This window comes from Nostoc sp. CHAB 5715 (assembly GCF_020829685.1).
Lineage (GTDB): Bacteria > Cyanobacteriota > Cyanobacteriia > Cyanobacteriales > Nostocaceae > Nostoc.
Window position 1 is genome coordinate 1 of record NZ_JAIVFR010000053.1, and the last position, 14128, is coordinate 14128.

Annotated in this window: 13 protein-coding genes; 8 read left to right on the forward strand and 5 right to left on the reverse strand. The window is 43.6% G+C overall.

What is annotated here, in order from left to right; translation table 11 throughout:
* Positions 1 to 383 precede the first annotated feature (383 nt).
* From LC574_RS04925 to ssuD, 4 genes are all read right to left on the reverse strand, one after another.
* On the reverse strand, positions 384 to 1334 hold the full coding sequence (locus LC574_RS04925; RefSeq protein WP_229451764.1) for a D-2-hydroxyacid dehydrogenase: 951 nt from the start codon (positions 1332 to 1334) through the stop codon (positions 384 to 386).
* A 225-nt stretch (positions 1335 to 1559) separates the two neighbouring features.
* A complete protein-coding gene (locus LC574_RS04930; RefSeq protein WP_229451765.1) occupies positions 1560 to 2507 on the reverse strand; it encodes a D-2-hydroxyacid dehydrogenase in 948 nt (315 codons plus the stop codon).
* A 121-nt stretch (positions 2508 to 2628) separates the two neighbouring features.
* Positions 2629 to 3132, reverse strand: coding sequence for a GNAT family N-acetyltransferase (locus LC574_RS04935; RefSeq protein ID WP_229451766.1), 504 nt, complete (start codon positions 3130 to 3132; stop codon positions 2629 to 2631).
* Between the two features lie 350 nt (positions 3133 to 3482).
* On the reverse strand, positions 3483 to 4631 hold the full coding sequence (gene ssuD / locus LC574_RS04940) for an FMNH2-dependent alkanesulfonate monooxygenase (RefSeq protein ID WP_229451767.1): 1149 nt from the start codon (positions 4629 to 4631) through the stop codon (positions 3483 to 3485).
* Positions 4632 to 5306: 675 nt separating this feature from the next.
* On the opposite strand from ssuD, the gene LC574_RS04945 reads away from it, so the two are divergent.
* The 5 genes from LC574_RS04945 to LC574_RS04965 all read left to right on the forward strand — a co-directional run bounded on the left by LC574_RS04945 (position 5307) and on the right by LC574_RS04965 (position 10637).
* Complete coding sequence (locus tag LC574_RS04945) at positions 5307 to 6014, forward strand: TVP38/TMEM64 family protein (RefSeq protein WP_229451768.1); 708 nt, start codon at positions 5307 to 5309, stop codon at positions 6012 to 6014.
* 106 nt (positions 6015 to 6120) lie between these two features.
* On the forward strand, positions 6121 to 7098 hold the full coding sequence (locus tag LC574_RS04950; protein WP_229451769.1) for a glycosyltransferase family 2 protein: 978 nt from the start codon (positions 6121 to 6123) through the stop codon (positions 7096 to 7098).
* Positions 7099 to 7403: 305 nt separating this feature from the next.
* Positions 7404 to 9053, forward strand: a complete 1650-nt coding sequence (locus tag LC574_RS04955; protein WP_229451770.1) for an FAD-dependent oxidoreductase — start codon at positions 7404 to 7406, stop codon at positions 9051 to 9053.
* A gap of 41 nt (positions 9054 to 9094) precedes the next feature.
* Positions 9095 to 9424 (forward strand): ferredoxin family protein, encoded by a 330-nt coding sequence (locus tag LC574_RS04960; protein ID WP_229451771.1) that lies wholly within the window; start codon positions 9095 to 9097, stop codon positions 9422 to 9424.
* Positions 9425 to 9584: 160 nt separating this feature from the next.
* A complete protein-coding gene (locus tag LC574_RS04965; protein WP_229451772.1) occupies positions 9585 to 10637 on the forward strand; it encodes an ABC transporter substrate-binding protein in 1053 nt (350 codons plus the stop codon).
* Positions 10638 to 10689: 52 nt separating this feature from the next.
* Here the strand turns inward: LC574_RS04965 and LC574_RS04970 are convergent, their stop codons facing one another.
* Positions 10690 to 11106, reverse strand: coding sequence for a hypothetical protein (locus LC574_RS04970; RefSeq protein WP_229451773.1), 417 nt, complete (start codon positions 11104 to 11106; stop codon positions 10690 to 10692).
* 22 nt (positions 11107 to 11128) lie between these two features.
* On the opposite strand from LC574_RS04970, the gene LC574_RS04975 reads away from it, so the two are divergent.
* The 3 genes from LC574_RS04975 to LC574_RS04980 all read left to right on the forward strand — a co-directional run.
* Positions 11129 to 12475: an amidohydrolase family protein gene (locus tag LC574_RS04975; RefSeq protein ID WP_306422080.1), complete on the forward strand. Its 1347-nt coding sequence runs from the start codon at positions 11129 to 11131 to the stop codon at positions 12473 to 12475.
* Between the two features lie 18 nt (positions 12476 to 12493).
* Positions 12494 to 12616: a hypothetical protein gene (locus LC574_RS38455; RefSeq protein WP_306422081.1), complete on the forward strand. Its 123-nt coding sequence runs from the start codon at positions 12494 to 12496 to the stop codon at positions 12614 to 12616.
* Positions 12617 to 12735: 119 nt separating this feature from the next.
* Positions 12736 to 14128 (forward strand): amidohydrolase family protein (locus LC574_RS04980; RefSeq protein ID WP_229451774.1); only part of this gene is annotated, 1393 nt, incomplete at its 3' end.

The following is a 14128-nucleotide window of genomic DNA, read 5'->3' on the forward strand; positions in this document are numbered from 1 at the left end:
GCCCATCATCAAAGCCGCGATCGATCCCAGAAGCAACACGGTAGAGATAGTGACTACTTTTGGGGAATCTGCACCCTCAAATTTCATAATTCCGCGATTTAAGTCGGACATAGCTTTGTAATCCTCTCTTGTTGGAGCATGAAACATTTGTCCGTTTTGATTGTAGTCCTTCTATTTACGGATGATGTTAAATTCCTAATATTATTTTGTTTCAGCTTGGCAATTTTTCCATCACCACAATTGCTTAGTTCTTTGGAGGTATTAGTCTTAACAAATGTGGGGAGTGGGGATGAGGGAGCAGGGGAGGATGAGGGAGATGAGGGGGATGAGGAAGACAAGGCGAATAACCAATGCCCAATGCCCAATTCCCAATTCCCCATATTTTAGTATCCTGCTTGCTTGTCTACCACATTTCGCAAGGGCTGACCGGATTGGTAGCGTTTGAGATTGTCGATAAATAGTTGTGCTATTCGCTCTCTGAGGCGTGGCGAAAGGGCTGAACAATGGGGGGTGATAAAGGCGTTTGGCAACGACCACAAGGGACTTTCCGGCGGCAGAGGTTCTGTAGCTACTGTATCTAATCCAGCACCCGCAATCCATCCCTCACGTAGTGGGGTGAGTAATGCGGCTTCATCTACGATCGCACCACGAGCTATGTTAATTAAGTAAGCAGACTGACGCATGGAGCGCAATGCAGCTTCATCGATCAAGCCTTTAGTTTCTGGAGTTAATGGTGTAGCAATAACTACATAATCTGCTGCTGGGAGGAGCGATCGCCACTCATTAACACCCACAATCTTGTCAAAATTTGGTAGGGGTTCGGGATGGCGGCGACTACCCCAAACTCGAACTCCAAAGGCTTTAGCGCGAGATGCGATCGCTTTACCTATATTCCCGGTGCCGAGAATTAATAAATTCGCGTCTGCCAACTCTTCGAGAAATACTCCTCTTATCCAAGTGTGTTCATCCTGCAAAGTTTGCAATTTCCGCAGATTCTTGGCGTGATGGAGCATGAATGCCAGTACAAATTCCGAAATTGGAATCGCATGAACCCCTGCGCCATTAGTGAGGATAATGTCCTTTTGCAAAAAAGTTGGTGTGAGGATGTGATTCACGCCAGCACTAGGTGACTGTTGCCAACGCAGCTTGGGTGCTGCTGCCAGTACTTTGTCATGGGTAGAGGTTTTCAGGTAAAATCCGTTAACATAAACTTCTGCATCACTGGCATCACCATCAAGATTACCTTCACTATCCACCTCCACAACATCTATATCAGATGGTAGGTGTGGCTCAATATCAGCAATGAGATGATCGGGTAAAATTAGTTTCACCATTTGCTACTCCCTCATTTCATTTTGGATTTTCAAAGGGACTGGGGACTGAGTATTACGTATAGGACTTACGCACGCTCTACGAATTCTTGGCGTTCTTGGCGTCTTGGCGGTTCGATAAATTAAGCCTTTCGGCGATTTTTGCGTAAGTCCTGACGTATTAGGAAAAGTAATCCCCAATCCCCAGTCCCGTTCGACTACGCTCACGGCAAGCCTAGTCCCCAGTGCCTAGTATCCTGCTTCTTTGTCAACTACATTTCGTAATGGTTTACCAGCTTGGTAACGCTTCAGATTGTCGATAAATAGCGCTATTGAACGCTGTTTACTTTTTGGGGAATGACCGGAAGTATGAGGTGTGATAAAGATGTTAGGAAGTGACCACAAAGGACTTTCTGGTGGTAGTGGTTCTGAGTTAACTGTGTCTAATGCTGCACCTGCAATCCAACCTTCTGTGAGCGCTTTTATTAATGCCGATTCATCGACTACGCCACCGCGAGCAATATTAATTAGGTATGCATGTTTTGGGAGCGATCGCAATACAGATTCATCAATAAATTCTTTGGTTTCTGGAGTTAGTGGTGTCGCAATAACTACATAATCAACCCCTGGCAGGAGCGATCGCCATTCATCAGCACCCACTACTTTATCAAAATTTGGTAGCTCTTGGGGATGACGACGACTGCCAATAATTCTTAAGCCGAAGGGTTTAGCACGGGCGGCGATTTCTTGACCAATACCACCAGCGCCAATAATTAGCAAGGTCGCATCTGTCAACTCTTGGATGGCAAAGCCTCTTTTCCAGTGACGTTCTGCTTGTAAAGCATATAATTCCTGTAGATGCTTGGCATGAGCCAGTATATAAGTGATTACAAATTCTGCGATCGGAATTCCATGCACTCCGGCCCCATTTGTGAGGATAATATCTCTTTCCAAATAAGTTGGTGTCAGGATGTGATTCACGCCTGCATTTGGTGCATGATGCCAACGTAGTGCAGGTGCTGCTTCTAGTATTTTATGCAGCGTCGGACTTCTGGATAAAAACCAACTGAAATAAACTTCAGCATCGCTAGCATCCCCATCTAAATTTCCTTCAACATCTACCCTGACAACCTCTGTATCAGGTGGTAGATGAGGCTCAATGTCAGCAACGAGATCAAGCGGCAAAATCAGTTTCATTGTAGATTACCTCTTCTTTCTTTACAGGGTTATTTTTGGAAATTGTCTCTGTTTGATCAAAAAATTAAGTGCCATTTTTTCTTGGCATAAATTAATATATTTAATAAGAACTCAGATATTTTTATTTAATCTGTAAACACATAAACTCCAGATCAAAATATTGATTATTAAATTTATACGCCATTTTCTCTATTCCATATATTTGAAAGCCTAATGATAAATAAAGTTGTTTTGCTAAAAAATTAATTTTAACAATATCAAGTAATAATATTTCTACCTCGTTAATAGCTTTTGCTCTTTCAATTAATTCATTTAGTAATAATTTACCTATACCTTTTCCTCGATATTCTTGTTGAACATACATACTACTAATATATGCTTTATGCCTGAGTTTTATTCTTGATTCTTGGTGAAATGCGACTATTCCAATTAACTCTTTATCCTCAAAGCAGCCCAAAATAAAGTTATTGTTATCTACTAGTATTCTATCCCGAAATTGTTCTATCGTCTTAATTGCTTCTTCATGATACGTTGTGCCAAATGAATCTGGATTTTTATATAAAGCTTCTAATCTTATCTGTCTATAATCTTCTGCATCATACTTTGTTAATTTTCTAATTATCATTAAATTAAATATAAATAATAGATATTTATTGTTTATTTTCAATAAAGCGATATAAATTAACAGTTATCAGTTATCAGTTATCAGTTAAAAATTGTAAATCAATTGGGAGTCAGAGTCCTTATCAGTTATCAGTTATCAGTTATCAGTTACGAGTTACCAGTTTCACCGCAAAGTTGATAACTGTTCACTGTTCACTGTTCACTGTTCACTGATTTAAATCCCCGCCCTGTTACCGTGATAACTGATAACGTAGCGTCTCCAAGAGTTGCGGTAGCGATACGCTCCTACGTCGCTAACGCAACGCTTACGAGCGTCGGAACGAGCGTCATTACGAATTACAAATTATTAGGTTATGAAGCACTAGCTAGTTGTTTAGTAAGTTTTTCATTGGTGACAATTTCGCTAACAGTACTCAATACTGGTGGCGTTAAAGGTGCAGATTCACTCTGCAAAGGTAGGCGTGGAAATAATAATTCAGCAGTGCGATACGCTTCTTCTAAATGGGGATATCCAGAAAACACGAAAGTTTCTATACCCAAATTGCGATATTCCAGCATCCTAGCGGCAACGGTGTCGGGATCTCCAACTAGGGCTGTACCAGCACCACCGCGCACTAATCCAATTCCTGTCCAGAGGTTGGGGCTAATCTCTAAGGTTTTTCGACTACCACTATGTAGTTGACTCATGCGCCTCTGTCCTTCAGAATCAGAACTAGCCAAGTCTTTCTGAGCTTTTGCGATCGCATTCTCATCTACATACTTAATTAGCTCATTGGCAGCATCCCAAGCCGCAGATTCGGTTTCTCGCACAATTACATGCAAGCGAATCCCAAAACTGACTGTTCTCCCTTGTTCAGCCGCCAGTTGCCGAACTTCGGCAATCTTTTGGGCTACTTGTTCTGGAGGTTCGCCCCAAGTCAGGTAAACATCTATATGTTTAGCAGCAACCCGCTTGGCAGCAGCAGATGAACCACCAAACCACAAAGGTGGATAGGGTTTTTGAACTGGTGGGAATAGGAGTTTACCACCTTTGATATCCAGGTAGTTTCCTTTAAAATCCACTGTTTCCCCACTGACGATCCCCCGCCAAACGGTGAGAAATTCATCGGTTAAATCATAGCGATCGTCATGATTAAGATGCAAGCCATCCCCAGCAAGTTGCACCGGATCTCCACCTGTTACCACATTAATCAACAATCTTCCTTTAGAAATCCGGTCAAATGTTGCTGCCATCCGGGCAGCAACACCTGGAGAAGTAATTCCTGGACGAATTGCTACGAGAAATTTCATCTGCTTGGTGACAGAGATGAAAGCGGCGGCAGTTATCCAAGCATCTTCACAAGAACTCCCTGTGGGTAATAATGCGCCCGTGTAGCCTAAATTATCCACAGCCTGGGCAACTTGCTGCAAATAATCAGGTGTGGCAACACGAGAGCCAATATCTGTGCCTAAATAGCGTCCGTCATGAGATCCAGTCGGAATAAACCAGAGAATTTGCATGTTTGTCAGGGTATGAGGAACTGAAACACCGTTAATTCGATGTAGTTAACGTAGTTTTTATTAGTATTTTACAGGAAATTATTTAAAAAACTAGTGTAGATTCACGATTCATCAGGAATAACTCTCTAAGGGACTTGCAATTAAAAAAATGTCTAACTTGTAGGATGCGTTAGCCAGAAGCACAACGTACCGTAACAGATTAATATAGACGGTGCGTTAAGAAAGCAACGCCCCTATAAATTAAGATTGGATGATTTATTTTTTGGTAGTACCTAATAATTTATAGCTGTTCCTATTCAGGTGCGGTATAACGTTATATCGCCAGGTGTAAGGGCACGGCAGCCCCCATTGATGTCAGCTTAACGTAAAAGCTATGTCCCGCAAGGAACTGAAGTTCCTTGCTAATAGCGAAAGTCATCTTAAGATGACTAAATATAGCCAAAAATCTTTAGTCTACTTAAGTAGACTTTAGCTATTAGCCTTGAACTTTAGTTCGAGGCGGGTGAGTCAGCCAAGCCAACAGTTAAGCTATTTCTAGGCTTTTGTTGATACCAATGGGCAGTGCCGTACCCCTACGGGTGTACCTCACTTTCCAAAACCAAGGTTTTTAAGAATTAATTAAAAGGTAAATTTGCCAAAGATGGATTGTGTTACAAAAAAAGCAGGAGTATTCTAGTGTGGAACTTGAAAGCTGGTATTTTAGTACTCACACTGAGTTGCATAATTGCGACTGGTATAGCAGTATATCTGATTGGTGGCATTGAACCAGCACAAATTCAAGCTTTGCTAAAATCTTCAGGTATCTGGGCACCTGTTATTTATGTTGCTTTGTACGTTGTGGCAACTATGTTAGTTTTGCCCTCAACAGTGCTAAATTTGACTGGAGGTGCAATTTTTGGCCCTTGGCTGGGTACTTTCTGGACTAGTGTTGGAGCAGTCATTGCGGCAATAATTGCCTTTATTTTTACTCGGACTATAGGACGTCAAACAATTGCAAAACGATTAGCAGGACGCTGGCAAGCTATGGATGCCCAGGTTCGGCGTGGAGGGCTTTTTTATATGTTTGCCATCCGACTAGTACCAATTATGCCTTATGGTTTAGTCAACTTTGTGGCTGGACTGACTTCGATCAGCTTTAAAGATTATGTTCTAGGTACAACACTTGGTACTGTTCCTAGTGTATTACCTTTTGTATTACTAGGTAGTTCTGGTTTGAAGGCAGTCAAAACTGGGGATTGCTTGCCGCTAGTACTCGCCTTGGGCTTAACTGGAACTCTGGTAGCAGGGTCTACTTGGTATCGTCATCGTCGGACTTTTCCCAAAAAAGCTGTAGAAAGCCTTAAAGAATCAGATTCAGATTACATAAATCCAAAGAATAAATAAATTATCGGAATGGGACTTGAATCTTGCTAGGTATACTGAGAACCAAACCTTTACGATCGCAAGCAGTCTACCAGCTTGGCTGTTCAAAATTAAACGAGATTCTTAGATGCTACCAAAGTATTCATTGATTGTTCCAATTTATAACGAAGAAGAAATTATTCCTGAACTATACCGCAGACTGAGTGCAGTAATGAGTCGGCTGGATGGTGTTGTCGAATTAATTTTAATCAATGATGGTAGCCGCGATCGCTCCCTACAACTACTGCGAGAACTCCATCAAAAAGACCCACGCATTTGCTATCTAAGCTTTGCTCGTAACTTTGGTCATCAAATTGCAGTTACGGCTGGTCTTAATTTTGTCCGGGGTCAAGTTATCATCATCCTTGATGCTGACTTACAAGATCCACCAGAACTAATCCCCGACATGGTTGAAAAATGGCGACAGGGCTATCAAGTCGTCTACGCTCAACGCACTCAACGCCTCAAGGAAAGATGGTTTAAGCGTTTTACTGCCTACTTCTTTTATCGCATTCTCAAAAAGCTTGCAGATGTAGAGATTCCTACTGATACTGGTGATTTTTGTTTAATGGATCGGCAGATCGTAGATATTCTCAATTCTATGCCAGAACGCACCCGCTACATCCGTGGTCTGCGTTCTTGGGTTGGCTTTGAGCAAACAGCAATTCAGTTCGAGCGCAACCCCCGGTTTGCTGGGGAAGTTAAATACACTTTCAGCAAATCCTTGGCGCTTGCCATCAATGGTCTAGTATCCTTTTCAATAGTGCCACTGCGGTTATCAACCTATTTAGGGTTAGTAGCGGCGGCGGCGGCTATCTTCATGGCTTTATTAGTCTTGTATTGGCGGCTTTTTGTCCCCCATTCACCTTTAACCGGGTTTACGATTATTTTGATGGCAATCTTCTTTCTGGGATCTGTGCAGTTAGTCAGTGTTGGTATCTTAGGCGAATACATAGGGCGCATCTATGAAGAAGTCAAAGCCAGGCCCCTCTATACTTTGGCAGAGGTAGGTGGTTTCTATGACAAATCTTCCAACTCAACAAACAATCCTCACAAAACACTATAAAAAGCAAGTCTCTTGGGATAGATAATAAAATTATTTTACATAAGTTTACGTTTGAATTTATTTGCTAAAATGCTTGCTTTTTGTCGAAAACTGTGAAAAGCTTTGTTATATTAAAGACTACGGTTAGTCGAGCGAGATAAAGTATTTATAAATGCCAATCTGGTGGTAACCTGCCTTAAGGAGCCACAATTTAAGGCTATTAGTAAGCTGTTAAGTAGATAGGCAAACAGATTTATAAGTATTTTGCAGCATTGATGGGGTGAAGACTTGATGCAAAAGACTTTATCGATGGGGGAAAATTGTAGATGCTGAAGACGTTAACAACCGATTTTGAACTCGACTTAGAAGGCGATGTGCTTGTGATTGGAGGAGGGCCAGCTGGAACTTGGGCGGCTTGGAGTGCTGCATCAAGTGGGGCTAGGGTGATCCTCGTAGATAAAGGGTATTGTGGAACAACTGGATGCGCTGCTGCATCTGGTAATGGTGTATGGTATGTGCCACCTGACCCAGAAGCAAGAGAAACAGCAAAGGCAAGTCGGGAATCATTGGGTGGGTTTTTATCCGATCGCAACTGGATGGATCGGGTACTGAATCAGACATATCAAAACGTTAATCAGTTAGCAGAATGGGGTTATCCCTTCCCTACCGACGATGAAGGTAAACCCTATCGGCGATCGCTGCAAGGGCCGGAGTATATGCGGCTAATGCGGCGGCAAATCCAACGGGCAGGAGTCAAAATTTTAGACAACAGCCCCGCCTTAGAACTACTGGTAGATGACGATGGTGCTGTTGCTGGTGCAACAGGTGTGAACCGTCAAACTGGTGAGAAATGGGTAGTGCGATCGCAATCCACAATTATTGCAACAGGCGGCTGTGCGTTTCTCAGTAAAGCGTTAGGATGCAACGTCCTGACAGGGGATGGTTATTTAATGGCTGCTGAAGCTGGTGCCGAGATGTCGGGTATGGAATTTTCCAATGCTTATGGCATCTCTCCCGCCTTTTCTTCAGTCACCAAAACCCTGTTTTATAATTGGGCAACCTTCACCTACGAAGATGGTAGTGTGATTCCGGGAGCAAGTTCTCATAGACGTTCAGTAATTGCCCAGACATTGCTGCAACAACCAGTTTACGCCATTATAGACAAAGCGGCTGAATCGATGCGGGCATCTATGCGTTTAGCACAGCCCAACTTCTTTTTACCCTTTGACCGTGCAGGCATTGATCCATTTACTCAACGTTTTCCTGTGACTCTGCGCCTAGAGGGAACTGTGCGCGGTACGGGAGGAATTCGGATTGTAGATGAGAGTTGTGCCAGTTCTGTGCGGGGGCTGTATGCAGCAGGAGATGCCGCCACACGCGAACTGATTTGTGGTGGATTTACTGGCGGCGGTAGCCACAATGCAGCTTGGGCAATATCTTCTGGCTATTGGTCGGGGAAATCGGCTGCTGAATATAGCCGCAGTTTGGGGAAACAGAAAACTCAACGACTTAAGTGTGTTGGAGAGGTAGGATTACAAAGTGGGAGCGATCGCTCTCAAACCTTGGCAACTGATGAAGTAATTCAAGCAGTCCAAGCTGAAGTATTTCCTTACGAAAAGAACTATTTCCGCACAGAACAAGGCTTAACCGAGTCTTTGGGTAAGCTAAATCATCTTTGGCAAGAACTCCGCAGTAGCCAGGTAACATCAGATAAAGAACTGATCCGGGCGCGAGAAGCTGCGGCAATGGTAGCCACAGCCCGGTGGATGTATAGCAGCGCCATTGAACGTAAAGAAACTCGTGGTATGCACAAACATTTAGATTATCCAGAACTTGATGCTAACCAGCAACATCACCTGATTAGCGGCGGATTAGATCAAGTCTGGGTAAAAACTCAGCCTTTACTGAATGCAGAAGATATTTTCCAATCCAAAATCGTTCGACTGAGCGACTTGTGCCGAGCGGAGCCGAGGTAAGTCGAAGTCCAAAATCTAAAACCTAAAATAGGAGCAGCAGTGTGATTGAGTTGGTCAGCGAGTCGCGGTGCATAAAATGTAATATCTGCGTGAATATTTGTCCAACCAACGTGTTTGACAGAGTACCCGATGCGCCGCCAACCATTGCTCGACAGAGTGACTGCCAAACTTGTTATATGTGCGAATTGTATTGTCCAGTTGATGCTCTTTATGTTGCACCAGAAAGCGATGTGACGATTTCGGTCAACGAAGCAGAATTGGCAGAAGTTGGGCTACTGGGTAGTTACCGTGAAAACATCGGTTGGGGACATAAACGCACTTCAACAGCAAAAGCCGATCAAACATTCCAAATTCTGAAGCAGATGAAATAGTAACGCGATGTGCAGCTTATCCTTAGAACCCCGCTTCCATTCCTCTCCCCCACAGGGAGAGAGGCTTTGATTCTTGCTCCCCTTCCCTTGTAGGGAAGGGGTTGGGGGTTAGGTCTGAGAGAAAGTTGCACACGGCGTATAGTACGGCAAAGAAAAGGTCATGCTAGCAATCGCAGTAGGAACAGGTTCTATCAGTAAAAATAAATTTCCTTCAAGATTATCAACATCAGTGGCTTGTATCCTACTGCTACTAACTACAGGATGTAGCCAAGGCGAAACTAAATCTGCTCAATCCATTGAAGCTATTAATGCCAATAGTGCTGTTGCTGCATCTAATAGCATTTCTACCTTACGTATAGGTTATGTAGGTAGTTCAGAACCTACAGGGCCACTTGGTTGGGCAAAGAAAAAAGGAATATTAGATAGTGAGTTGCAAAAAGCGGGATTTAAAAACATTACTTTTGCAAGGTTTCCTAACGGGCCGGATCTAAATGAGGCGCTTGTCGCCGGACAATTAGATGTTGGCTCTTTAGGGGATACACCAGCCATAGTTTTGAGAGCGAGGGGTCAGGAAACTCGATTATTGCGGATTACTCAATTTAATACAACCGCCTGGTTAGTAGCGAAAAAGAATGGCCCGCGATCGCTTGCTGAACTTAAGGGTCAAAAAATAGCTACCCAAAAAGGCTCTTATATGCATCGATACCTGCTGGGTCTATTAGCTGAAGCTAAAATTGCCAAAGATGTAAAAGTTGTTCATTTGATGACTACTGAGGCAAAAGCGGCTTTAGAACGTGGTGATATAGCAGCTTATGCAACCTCAAGTGATCTGGGGCCTTTTCTGAAATCACAAGGGTTTCCAGTGATTGATTCTTCTGCAAATCATAAAGGTCTGTCAGGGACATCATTAGTTATAGCAACGGAAAGCTTTCTAGCGAAACAGGCTGATTTTCCCCAGAAATTTAATGCAATTCTCACAGAAGCAGCGAAGGATTTAAAAGCTAATTCTGAAGAATATTATCAGTACCACGCTCAAACTACTAAATATCCTGTTGATATCATCAAAATATCGTTACCGCTCAAACAAATATCAGAAGAACCATTACCAGCCGAGGGTGTGAAACTTTTAGAGGGGACAAAGAAATTTTTAGTTTCGCAGGGTTTAGCAAAGTCGGACTTTAAATTAACAGATTGGGTTGCTGAAGAGAAATAGGGAGTGGGGAATGGGGAATGGGAGAGATGAGGGGGATGTGGTTCGACTTCGCTCACCAACCGGGGGATGAGGGAGTAGGGGGAGCAGAGGAAGCAGGAATCAGTAACTTTTCTAAGCAAGAAAAACAGATTTTTGTAATTAAGTTTTTCAAAGGTTCAACTTCCAAGCTCAGAGGCTCAACTTCCAAGCTCAGAGGCTCAACTTCCAAGCTCAGAGGCTCAACTTCCAAGCTCAGAGGCTCAACTTCCAAGCTCAGAGGCTCAACTTCCAGGCTCAGAGGCTCAACTTCCAAGTTCAAAGGCTCAACTTCCAGGCTCAGAGGCTCAACTTCCAGGTTCAAAGGCTCAACTTCCAGGTTCAAAGGCTCAACTTCCAGGCTCAGAGGCTCAACTTCCAGGTTCAAAGGCTCAACTTCCAGCTTCAAAAGCTTTTTGCTTCCCTCTTGGCTCCTGCCTCTTGACCAATCCATTTAAAAATTCAGGTAAAATGCTATGACTATTGCACTAGACCGTCCAAAAAAAACTAAGTCTGCTCAAATTCGGGAAAAACTTGGTTATCCGATTATTGACACCGATGTACATACCCAAGAATTTCCCCCAGCATTCTTAGACTATTTAGAGCAAGTTGCTGGAACTGCGATCGCTGAACGTTTCCAAGAACACTTACCTGGTGCATCTCGCTCTAAATGGTTTAACCAATCTTGGGAAGAACGCCGCGCTAACCGCACCGCCCGCCCTCCTTTCTGGACTCGTCCCACCAATGATCCCCTAAATTTAGCTACCGTTAGTTTGCCAAAGTTGCTGCACGAACGCTTGCAAGAAGCAGGTACAGACTTTGCCGTTGTGTACCCCAACTTGGCAACGATGGCGCCACACATCGGTAATGAAGAAATGCGGCGGGCTGTTTGCCGTGCAGCTAACACTTACCACGCTGATATTTTCCGTCCTTATAGCGATCGCTTAACGCCAATTGCTGCTATTCCTATGAATACGCCTGAAGAAGCGATCGCAGAGTTGGAATATGCAGTCAATGTGCTGGGACTCAAAGCAATTCAAATTCCCGGACATATCCGGCGTCCGATCCCCGCCTTCGAGAAGTATGGCGAAGAAGTAGCAAACGAAGCTATCTGGATTGATACTTTTGGCTTGGATAGTAAGTATGACTACGATCCTTTTTGGGCCAAGTGCGTAGAACTTAAAGTTGTACCCACCACCCATTCTTCTGGTATGGGATGGATAAATCGGCGTTCCATTAGTAATTACCAATACAACCATATCGGCCACTTTGCTGCGGCTGGAGAGGCACTGTGTAAATCTCTGTTCTTTGGTGGTGTAACTCACCGCTTCCCCACACTTAAGTTCGCCTTCTTAGAAGGAGGTGCAGCTTGGGGTGCTAGTTTATACGCTGATTTAATTTGGCATTGGTATACCCGCAATAAAGACCATTTGGTGGAAAATAACAATCCCGGCAATATTAATCGTGAAGAACTGCTAGAGTACTACACTCGTTATGGTGGTGAATTAGTACATGGTCGTTTGGATCGGTTAGGTAGTGGTTTAGGTTTCCACGCCGACTTAGTAGCTCCTTTAGAACCAGGCGATCTAGATGAATTCGCTGCTTCAGGAGTTACTAAGCCAGAAGATATCCGCGATCGCTTCTTGAATCACTTCTATTTCGGGACAGAATCAGATGATACCCGTGTAGCCCAAGCTTTTAACCGTAAAGCTAATCCTTATGGAGAGCGCGTTAAAGCCTTCTTGGGTTCCGATTCTGGTCACTGGGATGTACCTGATATTACTGCGATCTCAGCCAATACATATTCAATGGTAGAACGCTAGATTATCACCGGAGAAGAATTGCAATATTTCCTGTCAATTCATCCCTTGGAGTTGTACACCAGCCTGAATCGTGACTTCTTCAAAGGTACGGCTGTCGAAAAAACAGCAGATGAATTTTTGGCTGGGAAAGAGACGCGATAAATCAGGTAAGAGACGCGATAAATCGCCGTCTCTACAGAGGATTGATTCTTGTAAAGACGGCGATTTATCGCGTCTTTGTCAATCCCCAGAAACAATTTGAATAATTAGGGTAAACTATCATGACGATCGCTCTCGACCGCCCACAAAAAACCAGGTCTGCTCAAATTCGGGAAAAACTTGGTTATCCGATCATTGACACCGATGTACATACCCAAGAATTTGAACCAGCAGTCTTGGATTATTTAGAGCAAGTTGGTGGAACTGCACTTGTTGAACGCTTCAAAGAGAATTTACCAGGATCTTCCCGCTTTAAGTGGTACAAGCAAACTTGGGAAGAACGTTTTGCTTATCGCTCCAATCGCCCTAACTGGTGGGGTCGTCCAACAAAAAATACTTTGAATTTAGCTACTATTAGCTTGCCGAAGTTGCTACATGAACGCTTGGAAGAAGCAGGTACAGACTTTGCCGTTGTGTACCCCAACTTGGCAACGATGGCGCCAAATATCGGCAACGAAGAAATGCGGCGTGCTGTTTGTCGGGCAGTTAACACCTACCATGCTGATATTTTCCGTCCTTATTCTGACCGATTAACACCCATCGCTGCAATTCCAATGCACACTCCCGAAGAAGGGATTGAAGAGTTGGAATATGCAGTTAATGTTTTGGGACTCAAAGCAATTCAAATCCCCGGTTATGTTCGTCGTCCAATTCCTGCTTTTGAAAAGTATGGCAAAGAAGTAGCTAACGAAGTGGTTTGGATTGATAACTTTGGCTTAGATAGCCAGTATGATTACGATCCATTCTGGGCTAAGTGCCAAGAACTGAAAGTTGTACCGACAACTCACGCTTCTAGCCAAGGTTGGACAACTCAGCGTTCTGTCACTAATGCCCAGTACAATCACATTAATCACTTTGCCTTTGCGGCGGAAGCATTATGCAAATCGCTGTTCTTTGGTGGAGTTACCCGTCGCTTCCCACAATTAAAATTTGCCTTCTTAGAAGGTGGTTCAGCTTGGGGTGCTAGTCTATACGCTGATATTATTTGGCACTGGGAAACCCGCAACAAACAACATTTGTTGTCAAATAACAATCCTGCGATTATCGACAAGGAAGCATTAGTAGACTTATATACTCGCTACGGTGGCGAATTGGTAGATGGACGCTTAGATAAAATTGGTGATGGTTTAGGATTCCACCATCAACTATTAGCTCCAGAAAATCCAGGCGAACTTGATGAATTTGAACTAGCAGGAATTGAGAAGCCAGAAGATGTGCGCGATCGCTTCTTGAATCATTTCTACTTCGGTACGGAATCAGACGATACCCGTGTAAGCCAAGCTTTTAATCGTGCAGCTAATCCCTTTGGCGACAGAGTTAAAGCCTTCTTGGGTTCTGATTCCGGTCACTGGGATGTGCCTGATATTACCGCCGTTACTGCCAATGCCTACTCAATGGCAGAACGCGAAATCATTACCGAAGAAGACCTCCGCTACTTCCTCTCAATCCATCCCT

Bases quoted from the DNA above. Each gene is read 5' to 3' on its own strand.
- LC574_RS04950 (WP_229451769.1), top strand. From the start codon at position 6,121: ATGCTACCAAAGTATTCATTGATTGTTCCAATTTATAACGAAGAAGAA.
- LC574_RS04925 (WP_229451764.1), bottom strand. From the start codon at position 1,334: ATGGTGAAACTAATTTTACCCGATCATCTCATTGCTGATATTGAGCCA.
- LC574_RS04955 (WP_229451770.1), top strand. From the start codon at position 7,404: ATGCTGAAGACGTTAACAACCGATTTTGAACTCGACTTAGAAGGCGAT.
- LC574_RS04965 (WP_229451772.1), top strand. From the start codon at position 9,585: ATGCTAGCAATCGCAGTAGGAACAGGTTCTATCAGTAAAAATAAATTT.
- LC574_RS04970 (WP_229451773.1), bottom strand. From the start codon at position 11,106: ATGGATTGGTCAAGAGGCAGGAGCCAAGAGGGAAGCAAAAAGCTTTTG.
- LC574_RS04935 (WP_229451766.1), bottom strand. From the start codon at position 3,132: ATGATAATTAGAAAATTAACAAAGTATGATGCAGAAGATTATAGACAG.
- ssuD (WP_229451767.1), bottom strand. From the start codon at position 4,631: ATGCAAATTCTCTGGTTTATTCCGACTGGATCTCATGACGGACGCTAT.
- LC574_RS04930 (WP_229451765.1), bottom strand. From the start codon at position 2,507: ATGAAACTGATTTTGCCGCTTGATCTCGTTGCTGACATTGAGCCTCAT.
- LC574_RS04975 (WP_306422080.1), top strand. From the start codon at position 11,129: ATGACTATTGCACTAGACCGTCCAAAAAAAACTAAGTCTGCTCAAATT.